The 18,617-nt window shown below is 73.3% G+C and carries 7 protein-coding genes; all 7 read right to left on the bottom strand.

The features are described 5' to 3' along the window. Nucleotides 1-3 precede the first annotated feature (3 nt). On the bottom strand, nt 4-1,704 hold the full coding sequence (locus OG867_RS29640) for an ABC transporter ATP-binding protein (RefSeq protein ID WP_406290008.1): 1,701 nt from the start codon (nt 1,702-1,704) through the stop codon (nt 4-6). Then, on the bottom strand, nt 1,691-12,562 hold the full coding sequence (locus tag OG867_RS29635) for an amino acid adenylation domain-containing protein (RefSeq protein ID WP_406290006.1): 10,872 nt from the start codon (nt 12,560-12,562) through the stop codon (nt 1,691-1,693). The genes OG867_RS29640 and OG867_RS29635 overlap by 14 nt, the downstream gene beginning before the upstream one ends. A 57-nt stretch (nt 12,563-12,619) precedes the next feature. Next, nucleotides 12,620-14,407, bottom strand: coding sequence for an ABC transporter ATP-binding protein (locus OG867_RS29630; RefSeq protein ID WP_406290004.1), 1,788 nt, complete (start codon nt 14,405-14,407; stop codon nt 12,620-12,622). After that, nucleotides 14,404-15,462 carry an iron-siderophore ABC transporter substrate-binding protein gene (locus OG867_RS29625; protein ID WP_406290002.1) on the bottom strand — a complete coding sequence of 353 codons (1,059 nt, stop codon included), beginning with the start codon at nt 15,460-15,462 and terminating at the stop codon, nt 14,404-14,406. The genes OG867_RS29630 and OG867_RS29625 overlap by 4 nt, the downstream gene beginning before the upstream one ends. Nucleotides 15,463-15,575: 113 nt before the next feature. After that, entirely contained in the window at nt 15,576-16,418 is an 843-nt protein-coding gene (locus tag OG867_RS29620) for an ABC transporter ATP-binding protein (protein WP_406290000.1), read from the bottom strand. Between the two features lie 39 nt (nt 16,419-16,457). After that, nucleotides 16,458-17,519: a FecCD family ABC transporter permease gene (locus OG867_RS29615; RefSeq protein ID WP_406289998.1), complete on the bottom strand. Its 1,062-nt coding sequence runs from the start codon at nt 17,517-17,519 to the stop codon at nt 16,458-16,460. Next, nucleotides 17,516-18,574 carry a FecCD family ABC transporter permease gene (locus OG867_RS29610; protein WP_406289996.1) on the bottom strand — a complete coding sequence of 353 codons (1,059 nt, stop codon included), beginning with the start codon at nt 18,572-18,574 and terminating at the stop codon, nt 17,516-17,518. The genes OG867_RS29615 and OG867_RS29610 overlap by 4 nt, the downstream gene beginning before the upstream one ends. Nucleotides 18,575-18,617 lie beyond the last annotated feature (43 nt).

The following is an 18,617-nucleotide window of genomic DNA, read 5'->3' as shown; positions in this document are numbered from 1 at the left end:
GCGTCACCGCGCCACGGCCAGGCAGTACGCCTCGTCCGTGGAGAGCAGGTTGCGGTGGGTGTCCTCGGCGGTGATGAGGCCGTCGTCCAGGACGAGGACCCGGTCGGCGGCGTCCAGGACGGCCGGGCTGCTGGTGATGACCACGGTGGTACGGCCCCGCCGCAGCTTCGCGATGTTGCGGGCGATGAGCTGCTCGGTCACCGCGTCGACGGCCGTGGTCGGGTTGTGGAGCACCAGGATCTCCGCGTCGGCGGCCAGGGCGCGGGCCAGCGAGAGCCGCTGGCGCTGGCCCCCGGACAGGTTCGCGCCCCGGTCGCGGATGGCGTAGTCGAGGCCCTCGCGGTGGAGGGCGACCACGTCGGTCAGCATGGACGCCTCGACGGCCTCGGGGAGCAGGGTGCTGGTGCCCGAGGGGTCGATGTTCGTCCGGAGGGTGCCCGCGAAGATCTCCCCGTCGTACGGGTTGACCAGCAGGTGTTCCCGGACCGCCTCGGCCGACAGGTCCGCGAGCGCCTGCCCGCCGACGCGTACCGCTCCCCCGTACGCCTCCGGAGGCACGGACAGCGCGAGGACCGCCGCGAAGTCGGCGGCGGCGCGCGGCTGGTAGGCGGCGACGGCCACGAACTCCCCGGCGGCCACCTCGAACCCGACGCCGCGCAGCACCCCGTGGCGGAGGCCGTCGATCTCCAGCGTCCCGCCCGGCGCCGGGCTCCCGGTCCCCGGCTCGGTGACCGGGGGCGCGGAGAGCACCAGGGCCATGCGCTCGGCCGAAGCGCGCGCCATCATCACGTACTTGGGCATCTCCGAGAACAGCTTGAGCGGTTCCATGATGAACTGCGCCAGGCCCACCGCCATGACGAGTTCCCCGATGTTGATGTGCCCGGCGAAGGCCAGGTATCCGGCCGTGAGGGTGACGGCGGTGGCGAGGGCCGCGTTGAGGGCCAGCGCGGTGCCCGCGTACACCCCGTTGACCCGGGCGACGGTGATCGACTGTTCCTTGGCCTCGGTGCTGACCCGGCGGTAGGAGCCGAAGGCGGCGTGGTTGCCGCCGAAGCCGTGCAGCGGGCGCAGACCGGTGATCAGGTCGGCGACCTTGGCCCCGGCGCGCGCGACCCGGGCCTGCTGCTCCTGCGTACTGGCGCCGATCCGCCGGGACATCACGCTCAGCACGGACAGGATCGCCACGGTGCCCACGATCACCAGCAGCCCGAGCCGTAGGTCGGCGAGCCCGAGCGCGACGGCGGCGACCAGGACCGCGACCACCGAGCTGATCAGCAGCGGCACCACCTCGATGATGTCCGCGGTCTGGTCGGCGTCCTCGGTGGCGATGGTCAGCACCTCGCCGGACTTCAGGTCCACGTCCCGGGCCACCGGCTGGAGTCCGCAGGCCGCGACCCGTACCCGCCAGCGGTGCGCCTCGGTCGTGTTCGCCTTCTGCAGGACGCGCATCCCGAACCGCCAGGACAGCGAGACGGTCGTGATGATCACGGCCAGCGCGCCGATCGACAGGCCGAGCGCGGTGGGGCTGCGGTGTTGCAGGGTGTGTTCCACGATCAGGCCGAGCGCGATCGGGAAGGCGGTCTCCCCGGCCTGGTAGAGGCCCATGAGGACGGTTCCCCAGGCCATGGCACCGAGGTTGCGCCGCAGTGCGGTGCGCAGGATGGCGGCGCCCTGGCGGGGCCGGGGGGTGTCAGGAGTGTTCATCGAGGTGGCCGGCAATCGCTTCGGGGGTTCGCAGGGTGAGCAGGTCGCGGATGGTGATCACTGGACCGTACTCCCGCCGGAGCAGCCCGGTCAGCCGGACCGCCAGCATGGAGTGTCCGCCGAGGGAGACGAAGTCGCTGACCGCGCTCACCTCGTCCTCGTCCAGGTCGAGCGCTTCGGCGAAGAACTCGCACACCGTGATCTCGGTGCCGGTCTCCGGGGCGCGCTCCCCCGCCCCGGACAGGACGCCGAGCGGTTTGGGTTCGGGGAGCGCCTTGGTGTCGGCCTTGCCGTTGACGGTGAGGGGGATGCTGTCCACCTCGGCGTAGTGGGACGGGCGCAGGAAGTCCGGGAGCGCGGCGCCCACTTCGGCGGCGACGGCGGCCAGATCACCGTGGTCGAGCACGAGGTAGGCGGCCAGCCGGTAGGCCCCGTCCACCTGGGGGTCCGGCTGGGCGACGGCCGCGGCGAACCGGACCGCCGGGTGCGCGGCGAACGCGGCCTCCACCTCGCCGGGTTCGACGCGGTGGCCCCGGATCTTGACCTGCTGGTCGGTGCGGCCGAGGTAGGCGAGGTTGCCGTCGGGCCGCCGGACGACCAGGTCCCCGGTGCGGTACATGCGCTCGCCGGGCGCGCCGAACGGGCAGGCGACGAAGCGGTGGGAGGTCTGGGCGGGCTGCCCGAGGTAGCCGCGCGCGATGCCGATACCCGACACGTACAGCTCGCCCGGGACCCCGTCGGGCAGCGGTCGCAGCCACGGGTCCAGGACGTACACCTCGGTGTTGTCGATGGCCACGCCCACCACCGGGTCCTGGCACTCGAAGGTGCCGACCCCGAGGGTGTTGATGGTGTACTCGGTGGGCCCGTAGAGGTTGTAGCCGACGGTGCCCTCCGTGTCGGCGAGCCGCTGCCAGAGGCCCGGGGTGACGGCCTCGCCGCCGAGCAGCACCAGTGCGGGCCGCCGCCCGGGGTGGTCGAGCAGCCCCTCTGCGACCAGTTGCTGCGCGTAGGTCGGGGTCACGTTGATGACGTCGATGCCGTGGTCGAGGCAGTACGCGGCGAGCCGGGGCGCGTCGCGGCGCAGTTCCTCGTCGCAGATGTGCACCTCGTGCCCGTCGGCGAGCCAGAGCAGCTCCTCCCACGACATGTCGAACGCGAACGACACGGTGTGCGCGATCCGGAAGGTGCGGTGGCCGTGCTCGGCGAGGACGGGTTCGAAGATCCGGCGCTGGTGGTTGACGAGCATGTTGGTGAGTCCGGCGTACTCGGTGACCACGCCCTTGGGGCGCCCGGTCGAGCCGGAGGTGTAGATCGTGTACGCGGGGTGCCGCAGCCGGCCCGGGGCGCCGGGCGCGAAGGTGGTGTACGGCGCGGCGGCGGGCAACGGGCGGTCCAGCTCGATCAGTTCGCCGGTGAGCCGGGGTGCGACGGTGCTCACGGTGAGGGTCACCTCGGGCCGGGCGTCCGCGACGATCGCCGCGATCCGCTCGTCGGGGTGGTCCAGTTCCAGCGGGACGTACGCGGCACCGGTGCGCAGCACGGCGAACAGTGCCACGATCGAGTCGAGGGAGCGCGGTACGGCGATGCCCACCGCCTTCTCCGGTCCGATGCCCCGGCCGGCGAGCACCCCGGCCACCTCGCGGCTGCGGTCCCGGAGCTGCCCGAAGGTCATGGCCGCGCCGTCGGCGACGAGGGCGACGCGGTCCGGGTGGCGGTCGGCCGCCCGGTCGAAGCGGTCCACGACGGTGTCCGTGCCGACGTCCGTGCGCACGGCCGGTCCGGGCGCCTGCTCCGGGCCGGGCAGGGCGCCGAGCGGGCCCGTGGCCCGGGCCAGGTCCTCAAGCAGCCGTACGTAGCCGTCCAGGAGGCGGCGGGCGGCGGCGGGGTCGTCGTCGCGGTGCTCCAGTTTGACGGTCAGCCGGTCGCCGGGGGTGACGACCCAGGTGTACGGGTAGTGCGTCGAGTCGTCGGCCCGCACCGAGGTGATGCCGTGCCGGGCGTTGATCCCTGCGAGGGCGTCCAGGTCCAGGAAGTTCTGGAGGACGAAGAGGTTGTCGAACAGGGTGTCGTGGCCGCCGGCACGCTGGATCTCGCCGAGTCCCAGGTGCTCGTGCTCCATGGCCTCGACGCGGGCCGCCTGCACGCCCGCCAGGTACTCCCCGGCCGTGTCACCGGGCCGGGCGCGGGTCCACAGGGGCACGGTGTTGAGCAGGACGCCGACGATGCCGGCCAGGCCCTCGCCCTCGCGCCCGGAGACGGTCACGCCGAACACCGCGTCGCCGCGGCCGGTGTGCGCGCCCAGCAGCAGGCCGAAGGCGCCGGTGAGCACGGTGTTGAGGGTGACTCCGTGCGCCTTGGCCGCGCCGCGCAGCAGCTCGGAGAGTTCGGCGGACAGGGTGTGCAGGAGCGCCTGCGGCAGCTCGTCCGTGCGGGGCGGCCGGGCCCCGGCGAGCAGCGTCGGGCCCGTGAGTCCGGTCAGGTGCTCCGCCCAGAACCGCTCCGCCACGGCGGGGTCCTTGGCGGCGAGCTCGCGGGCGTGGTCCTCGAAGCCGGGTGTACGGGGCGTGGCGTCGGTCAGGGGTTCGCCCGCGACGAGGGTCGCGTAGGCGTCGAACAGGTCCCGCAGCAGGATCTCCCGCGACCAGCCGTCCCACAGCAGCAGGTGGTAGCTGAGCAGCAGCCCGTCGCGGCCGTCGGGCAGGCGGTGCACGGTGAGCCGGATCAGCGGCGGCTCCCCGGGGTCGAACCCGGTGTCGCGGTCCCGGGCGCGCAGGGCGTCGGACTCCGCCTCGGAGGCGACGTCGACCGTGCGGACGCCGACGCGGGTCCCGGCCCGGAGGATCTGGACCGGGTTGCCGTCGTCGTCGGTGGTGAAGCCTGCGCCGACGACGGGGTGCCGGGCGATGACGTACGCCATCGCGTCGGCCAGTGCTCCGGTGTCGAGGCGCCGGTCGAAGGTGAAGTGGCTCTGTGCGACGTAGTGCCCGGTCGCGCCGGTCAGCTGGGCCTGGAAGTACAGGCCGCGCTGGAGCGGGGTGACCGGCGCGGTGCGCTCGGCGGTCGCGGCGGTCTCCGCGAGGCGTTCCAGCGCCGCGCGCCAGTGGCCGGTGAGCGCGTCGGGGACGCCTTCGGCGAGCAGGAACTCGGCGTGCAGGCTGCCGGTGGTCGCGTCGGTCCAGGCGTTGACCTCGACGGCGTACGGGCTGTCGCCCTCGCCGCCGGTGATGCGCGGGGCGTCGGACTCGCCGCCCCGGCCGAGGTAGTTGAAGAGCACCTGCGGGCGGGCGGTGAGCAGGGGCGCGGTCTGCGGGTTGAGGTACCGGAGCCGGCCGTAGGCGACGTGCCCGTGCTCGTCGGGCTGGCGCGCCACGACCTCCCGGGCGGCGGCGACGGGGTCGGTGTGCGGGGTGAGGCGCACGGGTGCGATGGAGGTGAACCAGCCGACGGTACGGGTGTAGTCGTGGCCGTCCAGGGCGGGGACCCGGCCGTGGCGTTCCAGGTCGACCGCGAGGTCGGTGGGCTCGGGCTGGACGCGGGTCAGGGCGGTGCGCAGGGCGCCGCAGAGCAGTTCGGTGAGGCCGATGCCCAGGGCGGCGGGCGCGGTACGCGTGACCCGGTCGCTGACCTCGGGGCCGAGGACCACGGTCGTCTCGCGCAGCTCCCCGTCGCCGGGCAGCGCGGCGGGGGCGTCGAGCACCGTGATCCAGTCGCCCAGGTCCTCGGTGGTGTGCGCGGCCCGGGCGGTGAGCGCGTCGGCGTACTCGGCGTAGGAGGTGGTCGCGGGCGGCAGTGCCTCGCCGCGCAGGGCGGTGGCCAGGTCGTCCAGGAGGATCAGCCAGGACACCGTGTCGACGGCGAGGTGGTGCGCGGTGACGACCAGGGTCCGGGTGGCGGCCAGCCAGGTGAACGCGACGACCTCGCCGGTCTCCGGGTTCAGGTGTGCGGCGGCCGCGTGGGCGGCGAGCGCCGGGTCACCGAAGTCCGCGTGGACGAGGGAGACCTCGCGGACGGGCTCGGTGCGCGGCGTCCACACGCCGTGCCGGGTGTCCAGGCTCATCCGCAGGGCCGGGTGGGCGGCCACGACGGCGTTCGCGGCGCGCTCGATGTCCGCGGGCGTGATCCCCTCGGGCGTGACCATCGTCCGGGCCTGGGCGAACCCGTCGAGCGTGCCGTCGAGTTCGCGCCTGCGCAGCATGACCGGCGTCGGGGCGAAGGGCCCGTCGTCGCGGCGCCTCCGCTCGGGCGCGGCGGTCTGCGGGGCGCGCGAGCGCAGTTCCCCGGCGAGGGCACGCGGGGTCTTGCACAGGAACACGTCCCGGGGCGCGATGGCCAGACCGCGCGCCCTGGCCCGGTTGATGACGGTGATCGCGACGATGCTGTCGCCGCCCGCCATGAAGAAGTCGGTGTCCTCGTCGACGGCGGTGCCCGGCAGGACCTCCGCGAAGATCGCGGTCAGCGCGGCGAGCGTGGAGCCGTCCACCGCGGCGTGGCCGGTGTCCGTCCGCGCGGCGGCCCGGGCGGTCAGCGCCTTGCGGTCGAGCTTGCCGTTGACCGTGAGCGGCAGCGCGTCCACCGTCAGCACCTGGCCGGGCACCATGTGCACCGGCAGCTTCGCGGCGAGCAGGACGCCGAGGTCGCCGGGCACCCGGCCCACGACGTGCGCGATGAGCTGGTCGCCGTCGGCCGACGGGGTGACGGCGACATCGACCACGCCGTCCAGTTCGCGGACCGCCGCCTCGACCTCACCCAGCTCGATCCGGAACCCCTTGAGCTGCACCTGGTCGTCGGCGCGCCCGGCGAACTCCAGCTCGCCGTCGAGCGTGCGACGGGCCAGGTCGCCCGTGTGGTACATCCGGGAGCCGTCGTCCGCGAAGGGGTCGGCGACGAAGCGACCGGCGGTGAGGCCGGGGCGGCCCAGGTAGCCGAGGGAGACCTGGTCCCCCGCCACGTAGATCGCGCCGGTCCTGCCGGGCGGGACCGGGCGGAGCCGGTCGTCCAGCAGATAGGCCGTCAGGCCGGGGAGCGGGCCGCCGATCGGGCTGACGCCGACACCGAAGTCGCCGTCGGTGAGGACCCGGTGGGTGACGTGGACGGTGGTCTCGGTGATGCCGTACATGTTGACCAGCTCGGGCGAGCCGGTGCCGTACCGCTCCACCCAGCCACGCAGCCGGACGGGGTCCAGCGCCTCGCCGCCGAAGATGATCCGGCGCAGCGCGGTGGCCCGTTCCCCGGCGTGCCGGTCGGCCTCGATGAACTGGTAGAAGGCCGACGGGGTCTGGTTGAGCACGGTGACCCCGCGCTCGCGCACCAGCCGGTGGAAGTCGACCGGGGAGCGGGTCAGCCCGTAGTCCGGGACCAGCAGCTCGCCGCCGTGCGCCAGCGCGCCCCACAGCTCCCAGACGGCGAAGTCGAAGGAGTACGAGTGGAACTGCACCCACACGTCGTCGGGCCCGAAGTCCATGTCGGCGCGGGTGTTCGCGAGCAGCGCGGCCACGCCGAGGTGCGGGACGACGACGCCCTTGGGGCGGCCGGTCGAACCCGAGGTGTAGATGACGTACGCGGGGTCGTGCGGGGCGGGGCCCGTGACCACCGGTGCCTCGCCGAGGACGGGTTCCTCGCCGAGGACGAGCACCCGGGCCGGGACGCCCGCCCGCTCCAGGAGTCCGGTGAAGCGCTCGCGCTCGTCGGGGCCGACCAGGACGGCCTGCGGGGCGGCGTCGCCGAGGATGTACTCCAGCCGCTCGTCGGGGTACGCCAGGTCGAGCGGTACGTAGGCGCCGCCCGCCGAGACGATGGCGATGAGCGCGGTGACCTGCTCCAGGGATCGCGGTACGGCGACGGCGACGCGCAGCCCCGGCCGGACCCCGGCGGAGCGCAGGGTCGCGGCCAACCGGTCCTTGGCGGCGCCGAGTTCCCCGTACGTCAGGGAGGTGGTGGTGCCGTCGAGGCCGCACCGGGTGACGGCGGTGGCGGCCGGGTCGCGCCGGGCGGCGGCGTCGAACAGGGCGTCCAGCGTGGTGGGGGCGAGGGCTGCCGGGCGCGCGGTGCCCTCGGCCGCCAGCTCCCGGACCGGGGTGCCGGGCCGGGAGAGGAGCCCGGTGAGGGTGCGGGTGAAGGTGTCCAGGATGCGCCGTGCACCCGGTTCCCGCAGGAGGGCGCCGTCGTGGATCAGGTTGAAGCGGGGGCGGCCGTCGGGGGCGCGCTCCACCACCAGGGTCAGCGGGTAGTGCGGGGCGCCCTCGTTCACGATGCCGGCGACGACCAGCTCGTCACCGGGGCCGCGCAGCGCGGTCACATCGGTGGCGACGTCGAACACCACCAGGGTGTCGAAACGGGCGGCGGCGCCCTCAAGGCGGCCGATCCGCGCCAGGGAGACGTGCTGGTGCGCCAGGACCGCGCTCTGGTGATCGCGTACGGAGGCGAGCAGGTCAGCGGCGGTGGTGGAGGCAGCCCAACGGGCGCGTACCGGAATGGTGTTGATGAGGAGGCCCACCATGTCCGCGATGCCGGGGACATCGGCGTCGCGGCCCGAGACGGTGGAGCCGAACACCACGTCGTCGCGGTGCAGCAGGCCGCCCAGCGTCACCGCCCAGGCGCTGTGCACGGCCACGCTCAGCGGCACCCCGGCCTCGCGGGCGGCGGTGTCGATGTCGTGGGCGGGCTCCACGGCCGTGTCGGCGAACGTGTCGGACGGGGTGTGGCCCTCGGCGACCAGGGAGGGGCCGGGCAGTCCGGCGAGCTGCTCGCCCCAGACCCGGTCGCTCGCCTCGTCGTCGCGGCCGGCGAGCAGGCGTACGTAGTCGGGGAAGCCGCCCGCCCGGTAGGCCGCGCCGGGGTGGTGGTACTCGGCGAGCAGGGCGCGGAGCATCGGCGGCACGGACCAGCCGTCGGCGACGATGTGGTGCACGGTCTGCACGAGCACGGGACGGCCGGGGCCGCCCCGCACGAGCGTGTACCGCATGAGGGGTCCGGCGGCCAGGTCGAACCCGGCGCGACGGTCCCGCTCGGCGAGGTCGCGGATCTCCTCGTCTGTGATGCCGGGCCGGTCCAGGACGGTGAAGGGGGCCTCGGTGCCGCTCTCCAGGACGGAGACGACCCGGCCGTCGGCGAGGGCCGTGAAGCGGGCCGCCAGGTTCGGGTACAGGGTGAGCAGCCGGGTGGCGGCCGTCGCCAGCCGTCCGGGGTCCACCTCGCCGTCCAGGGTGAGGAGTTGCTGTTCGACGTAGCTGCCCGCCGACTCGTCGTCGTAGACCGAGTGGAAGTACAGGCCCTCCTGGAGCGGGGTCAGCGGCAGGATGTCGCGCAGGGCGGGTCCGTCGAGCGCGTCGACGTCGGCCTGGGTGAGCGGGACGGGCGCGAAGTCGCTGGGCGAGTGGCCGCCGCCGTCGAGCGCGGCCAGGGCGGTCAGAGCGTCCTGGAAGTATCCGCCGAGGGTGTCGATGTCCTCGTCGGTGAACATGCCCTCGGGCCAGGAGACGGTGGTGGCGAGGCCGTAGGCGCCGCTCGCGTCGGGTTCCGCGATGGCGTTGAACTCCAGGGCGCGCGGCAGCCGCATCCGCGGGTCGCGCCTCTCGCCGAGCCGGCCGGTGGTCCCGGCGAGCTGCCAGTCCCCGCCGGTGCCCGCGTCGAAACGGCCGAGGTAGTTGAACAGCACCTGCGGCGCGGGCGACGCCCCGAGGGTGCCGTGCAGGTGGCGCAGGGCGCCGTAGGACAGGCCGTGGTGCGGTACGAGGGCGAGGTCCTCCTTCACCGCCTTGAGGGCGGCGGCGAGGTCGGCCGCCGGGCCGGGGTCCACGGTCACGGGGAAGAGGGTGGTGAACCAGCCCACGGTCCGCGACAGGTCGGGCTCGAATCCGGCGGTGCCCGCGACCGCCTGGCCCTCGCGGCCGTGGCCTTCGAGTTCGATGTGCGCGAAGGTCTGGTCCTGGCCGAGGTCGCGTCGCCGGCGGGCGAGGGCGACGGCGAGACCGGTGAGCAGGACGTCGTTGACGCCCGCGTGGAACCTGGCGGGGATCTCGCCCAGCAGGGCGGAGGTGGTGGCGGGGCCGAGCCTGAAGGTCCGCGCGCGCTCCCGGGCGACCGTGTCGTCCTCGGACAGGGGGCGGCGGCCCAGCGGCGCGTCCGGGCCCGGCAGGGGGCGCGCGTAGTGGTCCCGGTCGGCGTCGAAGGCGGTGTGGTCGAGAAGTCCGGCCCAGCGGCGGAACGAGGTGCCCTCGCGTGGCAGTGCGACCGGGGCGCCCGCGACGGACTGCTCCCAGGCGGTGGCCAGGTCCTCGGTCAGGACGCGCCAGGACACACCGTCGACCACCACGTGATGGGCGACCAGGACCAGTTGGCGGGCCTCGCTCCGCCAGACGGCGCGCAGCATGACGCCGTTGTCCGGGTCGAGTCCGGCGGTGGCGCGGGCGACGCAGGCGTCGAGCGGTGCGCCGCTCTCCTCCCAGGCCGCGACGGCGTCGTCCGCCCCGGGTATGTCGAAGCTCCACGGTGTGCCGCGTACCAGCCGGGCGCGCAGCATGCCGTGCCGGCGGACGAGGGCGGTGAGGAGGTCGTCCAACGCTCCGGCGGTCAGGTCCGCCGGGGTGTTCACCACCACGGACTGCACGAATCCGTCGATCGCGTCGGTGGTCTCGCCGAGCCACCGCACGATGGGCGTGCCGGCGACGGGTCCGGTCGGCTCGTCGTCGTCCCGGGCCGTGGAGACGTCCTCGCGGCTCGCCACCGCCGCGAGTTCACCGAGGACGCTGTGGGTGAAGATCTGGCGCGCGGTGACGTGGAGACCGGCCTTGCGCAGCGCGCTCAGCAGCGAGATCGCCAGGATGCTGTCGCCGCCGAGGCGGAAGAAGTCCTGGTCGGTGCCGGCCGCGTCCAGCCGCAGCACCTCCGCCACGGCCGCGCACACGGTGCGCTCGTCGTCGGTGGCGGGCGCGGTCACCGGGCCGCTCGTGAGCACCGGTTCGGGCAGCGCGGCCCGGTCGGTCTTGCCGTTCGCGGTGAGCGGGAAGGCGTCGAGCACGACGGTGTGGGCGGGCACCATGTACTCCACGAGGTGCGCCTCGGCCCACACCCGGACGTCCTCCGGGGTCAGCTCCTCGTGTCCGGCGGCGGGGATCACGTACGCCACGAGGTAGGTCCCGCCCGCGGTGTTCTTCCGGGCGACGACACAGGTGTGGCGTACGCGGGGGTGCTCGGCGAGGCCGGCCTCCACGTCCTCGATCTCCAGCCGCATGCCGCGGATCTTGATCTGGTTGTCGGCGCGGCCGAGGAAGTCCAGCGAGCCGTCCGGCATGAACCGGGCGAGGTCGCCCGTGCGGTAGAGCCGGGAGCCGTCCCGCGCGAAGGGGTTGGCCACGAAGCGGGACGCGGTCAGCCCCGGCGCGTTGACATAGCCCCGGCCCAACAGGAGCCCGCCTGCGTAGAGTTCGCCGCCGACGCCGACGGGCACGGGGCGCAGCTCGTCGTCCAGCACATAGAGCTGGGTGTTGGGGTTGGCCTTGCCGATGGAGGTGGACAGGCGCTCCGCCTCGCCCCGGTAGATGACGTGCGAGACGCCGATCGTCGTCTCGGCGGGGCCGTAGCCGTGGTACAGGGGGATGCCGAGGCGGGCGCGGAACCGCTCGTACAGCTCGGGGGTCAGCAGCTCGCCGCCGCACCACACATGGCGCAGGCTGTCGAGCCGGCCGGATTCGCCGGTCATCTCAAGGAGCACGTCGAGCATGGAGGAGACCAGGTAGGTGAAGGTGACCCGGTGCCCGGCGATGACGTCCAGCAGGTGGTGCGGGTCGCGTTCGCCGCCCGGCCGGAGGACCACCAGCCGGGCGCCGGTGACCAGTGGCAGGAAGATCTCGTTGATCGAGATGTCGAAGGAGAGCGGGGCCTTGAACAGCGAGGCGTCGTCGTGGCCGAAGCCGAGGATCTCGCGGGACTGCCACAACAGGCGTTCGCTGATGGCCTCGTGGCGGATCATCGCGCCTTTGGGCCGGCCGGTCGAGCCGGAGGTGAAGATCACATAGGCGAGGGATTCGCCCGCGACGGCCACGGCGGGCGGGTCGTCGGGGTGGGCGGCGAAGGCCCAGTCATCGAGGTCGACTCCCACGGCCTCCGGTTCGCCCGGGGTCTGCTCGCCCGCGCCGTTGAGCTGGAGCACGATCCGGGCGTCCTCGGCGACGACGGCACGCCGGGCTGCGGGCCACAGCGGGTCGAACGGGACGAACGCGCACCCGGCCTGGAGGACCCCGAGCAGCCCGATGACCATCTCGGCGGAGCGGCCGAGGGATATCCCGACGACCTGCTCGGCGGCGAGGCCGCGCCCGGCGAGGTGGTGGGCCAGCTGGGCGCTGAGCCGCATCGCCTGGCGGTACGTCAGGGAGCGGTGCTCGTCCACGATCGCGACGGCGTCCGGCCGCAGGCGTGCCTGCGCGCGGAACATCTCCACGATCGTGGGGCGGTCCCGGTCCGCGCCGGTGTCGTTCCAGCGGGCCAGCTCCTCGATGCGGGTGGCGGGACCGGAGGGGGCGATGGTGCCGAGCGGCCGGTCGGGGAATCCGGCGAGGTCGTCCAGGGCGAGCTGCGCGTCGTCCCGCGCCACGTCCCCGGGAAGGCCGATGGTGTGGCCGTCCGTGCCGGTCTCCCAGCCGGCCGGAGCCGTACCGCCGTTGTCGGCCCAGGCGAGCACGTCGGCGAAGAGGGTGGCGGGCGTCAGGTCGATGCCCTCCGGGCTCCGGCCGCCCGCCCAGTACGCCAGGCCGATGGCACACGCTTCGGTCAGGGTCCGGTCGTCGCGGTCGCCGGTCCGCCGGCGCAGTTCGGCCAGCCCCCGGGGAGAAAGCCGTACGTGGCGACCGCTCGGTTCCGACATCGAGGACTCCGCTTCTCTCCGAGATACTTAGCTGAGCCTAACCTAAGCACATATGGTCTAACTTCCTTCTCGCCACGCTCGCCACAGACGGGCGTAACGGCCGCCGAGGGCGACCAGCTCCTGGTGGGAGCCCTGCTCCACCACCCGCCCGGCGTCCAGCACGGCGATCCGGTCCGCCGCCATCGCCTGGGTCAGCCGGTGCGCCACGAACAGCGTCGTGCGTCCCGCACAGGCCGCCAGCACGGCACGCTCCAGCTCCGCGGCGCCCTCGCTGCCCGCCTCGGCGGTGGACTCGTCCAGCACCACGACGGGTGAACGGGCCAGCACCAGACGGGCCAGGGCGATCTGGGCCACCTTGGTGACGTCCAGCCGCTCGCCGCCCTCGCCGACCGCGGTGCGCAGCCCTTCGGGCAGCGCCTCCACCCAGTCGGCGGCGCCCACCGTCCGCAGGGCGTCCAGCAGTTCGGCCTCGCTCGCGCCGGGCGCGGACAGGCGCAGATCGTCGGCGAGCGGGCCGGAGAACACATGGGTCTCCTGGGTGAGGATGCTCACCAGGGCCCGCGCGCCCGCCTCGTCCACGTCCGCCAGATCGGTCGTCCCGATGCGCACCGATCCCGACTCCGGGGTGCCGATGCCGGCGATCAGCGCGGCCAGGGTCGACTTGCCGGCGCCGGTCGCCCCCACCAGGGCGAGGGAGCCGCCGGCCGGAATGGTCAGGCCCACGTCGCGCAGGACCGGCTCCTCGGTGCCGGGGTAGCGATACGTCAGCCCCTCCACCGCCACCCGGTAGGGCACCTCCTGAGCGGGTGTCACCTCGGGGTCGCCCACCAGTCTCTCCTCGGTGTCCTCCCCCAGGACCCCGACCAGACGGGTCAGACTGGCGCCCGACTTCTGCGCCTCGTCAAAGGTGAACATGATCGCGCCGAGCGGGGTGAACAGCCGGTGGAACATCAGCGGCGCGGCAGCGACCTCGCCGAGGGTGGCCGCGTCGCCCTCCAGCAGGGCGTACCCGACCAGGAGGATGAGGACCAGCCCGATGAACTCGGCGCGGTTCTCCCGGCCGACGAACCGGCCGAAGAAGCGGAACACCTCGACGCCCAGATCGCGTACCCGCCAGGACTCGGTGGTGACCTTCTCGCGGAACGCGCCCTCCAGGCGGTACGCCCGGACCGTGCCGATCCCGTTGAGGCCGCTGATCAACGCCTGGGCGCGGTCGGCCTGGGCCGCGCGCTGCTTGCGGTAGAGCGGGGCGGAGCGCGGCAGGTACCAGCGCAGCGCCAGCGCGTACGCGGGCAGCGCGCCGGCGCCCGCGAGCCCGAGCCGCCAGTCCAGGCCGAACATGCCGACGGTGGCGATGGCGACGAGCACCCCCGCCGAGAACACCGTGGGGACCGCGCTCCTGATGCCCCGGGAGAACACGGCGACGTCGTCGCCGACCCGGGAGAGCACATCGCCGCGGCCGACCTGTTCCAGCCGGGCGCTCGGCATGCCCAGCACCGCACGGACGGCGCCTTCCCGCAGCGTCGCGAGCAGGTCGGCGCCGAGCCGTCCGATCAGATACGTCGAGGCCGCGGTGGCCGCCGCGCCGAGCAGCGCGGCGGCCACCATCAGTGCCCCGACCCTGACCAGCACCGTGCGCGACCCGCCGTCCACGACCCCGTCGACCACTTGGCCGAGCAGCAGCACGGGGACCACCTGGAGTGCCGCCCCCGCCACGGTCGTGAGGAGGGTCGCGGTGGTCAGCCACGGCACCGCGCGGCAGTGCGCGACCAGCCAGCGGGTGGCCTCACCGCCCGTCGCCGTACGCAGGGTCGACGGTGCGTCGGCGCGGGCGGCGAGGGTCACTTGGCGGCCGCCGCCTTCACCAGTTCGTCCACCGCGTACGGCATGGACAGCAGCGTGCCCTGCGAGATGGCGGCGCCGACCGCCGGGCCCTCGCTGTCGAGGAGGTAGGTCACCCGGCCCTCCTTGAACGCCTTCAGGTTGCTGAAGAGTTCGGACTTCTTCAGGGCGTCCGTGTCGGCCTTGTCGTTGATGACGAAGACGCGGTCGACGTCGACGAGGTCCATGCGTTCCGGGGAGAGCTTGGTGTAGAACTTGCCGCCGGCGATCTTGTCGATCTCGGTGTCACCCTGGTAGCCGATGCCGGTCAGCAGCCGGCCGCGCACATCGGTGGTGGTGAACGGCGCCACCGAGTTGTCGTACCAGGACAGCGCGACGGCCGTCTGCTTGGCGAACTCGGGGTGCGCCTTCTTGGCGGTGTCCAGCCGCTCCTGGATGCCGGCCACCATCTCCTTGCCCTCCTTCTCCTTGCCGAGGGCCTTGGCGATGTGCACCGCGTTGTCCTGCCACGGGGCGCTGAAGGGCTCCTTCTCGCCCTTGGTGCGGGCGACCGTGGGGGCGATCTTCGACAGCTTGTCGTAGGCGGCCTGGTCGATCTCGGAGTAGACGGCGACGATCAGGTCGGGGCGCAGGCCCGCGATCTTCTCGTAGTTGGGGCCGGAGTCACCGTTCTTCATGATGACCTCGGGGCGGGCGTCCCCCCACTTGTCCTTGGTCCAGGGCCACTGGGTGTTGATGTCGGGGGTCTTGCCCTCGGGGTTCGGGTACTGGTCGACCATGCCGACCGGCTTGATGCCGAACGCCAGGATGTCCTGGTCGTCCGTGTAGCCGACGGAGACCACCCGCTTCGGGGCCTTGGTGATCTTCGTGGACCCGAAGGCGTGCTCCACGGTGACAGGGAAGGCGCCGTCCGCCGAGGCCGCCGGGGCCTTGTCGGCCGCCTTGTCCTCGGAGTCGGAGCCGCAGCCCGCGAGGAGGCCGACGCCGAGGGCCGCCGCGGTCATGACCGCCGCGAGCCGCCGCCGCGACCTGGTGGGCGTGGTTCTGTCGAGGAGCATCCGAATCCCTTGCTTTCACACTGTCACTTGGGCCCTTCATAAGGGCAGCCAAACCTTATCCCGACCGAGTGAGGACAGCCTAGCCTTACTCAGGCACTTCCTTGATCCTGAAACTACTTCAGGCGTACGTGGGTACGGCCGATGGGCACGATGAGCGGCCGGTCGCCGACCGGGTCATCGATCACCATGGCCCGCAGCCCGAACGCCTCCTCCAGCAGTTCGGCGGTGATCACGTCGCGCGGGTGGCCCTGCGCCAGCACCGAACCGTCCCGCATCACCACGAGGTTGTCGCTGTATCGGGTGGCGAGGTTGAGGTCGTGCAGGACCATCACCACCGTGCACCCGGACTCGTGGAGGTCGTCCACCAGGTCGAGCACGTCGATCGCGTGCGCCAGGTCCAGATAGGTGGTGGGTTCGTCCAGCAGCAGCAGATCGGTGCCCTGAGCCAGGGTCATCGATATCCACACGCGCTGGCGCTGGCCGCCCGACAGCGAGTCGACGGGCCGGTCCGCGAGGTCGGCGACCCCGGTCAGCGCGAGCGCCCGACGTACGATGTCGGCGTCGTCCGAGGACCACTGCCGCAGCCAGCTCTGGTGCGGGTGGCGCCCCCGGGCGACCAGGTCCGAGACCGTCAGCCCCTCGGGCGCGACGGGCGCCTGGGGCAGCAGGCCGAGTTTCTTCGCCACGTCCCGGGTCCGGAGCGAGGCGATGTCCTCGCCGTCCAGCACGACGGCGCCGCCGGCCGGTTTCAGCAGCCGGGTCAGGGTGCGCAACAGCGTCGATTTGCCGCAGCCGTTGGGGCCGATGATGGTGGTGACCACGCCGGACGGGATCTCGACGTCGAGGCCGTCGATGACGGTCCGGCCGCCGTAGCCGACCCTGATGCCCCTGGCGGCGAGCCGTGGAGCTCCGCCGCCCGGCGCCCTGGTTTGCGTGGTGGTGAGATGCGCGGCCACTGGCCCCCCTCTGCTCGGGTTGTCCGACTCGTCTGTCATTTACCTGAGGTTCGCCCGGACCAGCAGGTACACCAGGAAGGGTCCGCCGATCGCGGCGGTGACCACACCGACCGGCAGGCCGACGGGCAGGGCCGTGCGCGCGATCAGATCGGAACCGGTCAGCAGCAGCGCCCCCACCAGTCCTGAGGCGGCCATCGGCGGCGTCGGGTGTCTCGTCAGACGCATCGCCACCTGCGGTGCGACGAGGGCGACGAAGGGCACCGGGCCCGCCGCGCCCACCGCGGCGGCGGCCAGCAGGACCGCGCACAGCAGCATGACGGCCCGCACCCGGTTGAACCGGACGCCGAGCCCCGCTGCGACCTCGTCCCCGAGGTGCAGCGGCTTGAACTGGAAGGCGAGGCAGACCACCACGGCCAGCAGGGCGAGGGTGCACCAGAGCGCCATCCGGACCTCGCCCCACGACCGGTTGTCCAGGGACCCGACCAGCCATGCCTGGGCCCGGGCCACGTCCCGGATGTCGGCCGACGTGAGGAGCCAGGTCGTGATCGCCTCCATCGCCGCGCTCACCGAGATGCCGATGAGGATGAGCCGGAAGCCGTCGATCCCGCGCCGCCAGGCCAGGAAGTACACCAGCAGCCCCGTTCCCAGGCCGCCCAGGAGCGCCGCCACCGACAGGCCCACGGAGTTCGTGACGGCCGCGGCGGCCCCGCCCGTGACCGTCACCAGGAACACGGCGACCGCACTGGCGCCCCCGGTGATGCCGAGGACGTCGGGGCTTGCGAGGGGGTTCCGGGCGACGGACTGGGTGATCGCGCCGGACACCCCGAGCGCGACGCCGACGACGACGCCGGCCAGGGCGCGCGGCATCCGCAGGTCCATGATGACGAACCGGTCGACCTGCTCGCCGCCGCCGAGGACCGTGGCGATCACCCGCGACAGGCCGATCGGGAAGTCGCCGACGCCGATGGACAGGCAGAACACCAGGAAGGTGGCCGCCGCCAGCAGCAGGGTGACCAGGACGAGCCAGGGCCGCCAGACGAACGAGACGCCGCCGGCGCGGACGCCCGCCGTGACCGATGCCTTCAACTCCGTGCCGTTCATGCGCTCCTGAACTTTCCACGCCACACCAGGACCGCGAAGAACGGCGCTCCGAGCAACGAGACGACGACCCCGGCGTCCAGCTCCCCCGGCCGTACCACCAGGCGCCCGACGATGTCGCACACCAGCAGGACGAGCGCGCCGAGCAGACCCGCGTACGGCACCAGCCAGCGGTAGTCGGGCCCGGTCAGATACCGGGCGACGTGGGCCACCATGAGCCCGAGGAACGCGATGGGGCCGCAGGCCGCGGTGGCGGCGCCCGCCAGCAGCGTGACGGCGACGATGCCGACCGTACGGCTCAGCGCGATGTTGACGCCGAGTCCGCGCGCCACGTCGTCACCGAGGTTGAGCAGGTTCAGGGAGGGCAGCATGACCGCGGCCAGGACCAGCCCGACCGCGACGAACGCGGTGACGGGCCGGATGACGTCGAAGCCGATGCCCGCCACCGAGCCCGAGTTCCAGAACCTCAGCGCGTTCAGCGACTTCACGTCGGACAGGGCGACGGCCGTGGTCATCGCCGCGAGGAAGACCGTGACGCCCTGCCCGGCGAGGGCCAGGGTCAGCGGGTTGCCGGCGCCCCTGCCGATGCTGGCGAGGCCGAACACGACAACGCCGGCGACCGCCGATCCGAGGAACCCGAACCAGACGTACTGGAGCGGGTCGGTGAACCCGAACACGGCGATCACCGACACCACGGCGAACGAGGCGCCGGCGTTGACCCCGACCAGCCCGGTGTCGGCGATCGGGTTGCGCGTGTACCCCTGGATCAGCGCGCCGCCGACCCCGAGGGCCAGGCCCGCCACGATGCCGAGCACCGTGCGGGGCACGCGCACGGTCTGCACGATGAGCCGGATCTCGGAGAGCCGTTGATCGGACTCCGGGGCCGCGAACAGGCCGTGCCACACCTCGGCCGGTGTCAGGGCGCGCGCCCCGACGGCCAGGGAGAGGGCGGCCACGGCCAGGACGGCCACCGCGAGGGCGGCCAGTCCGGTGACCCGTCTGCGACGGGTCACCGTGACGCCCCTGGCTATGGGGCGCTCCACTGCAGTTGTGCTCATGTCCGCGTACGTTATCTCTCTGGCCCACCGGGCCCGGACGGCG

The sequence above is a fragment of the Streptomyces sp. NBC_00209 genome (assembly GCF_045206345.1).
Lineage (GTDB): Bacteria > Actinomycetota > Actinomycetes > Streptomycetales > Streptomycetaceae > Streptomyces.
This window is presented reverse-complemented; position numbering and strand designations above follow the sequence as displayed.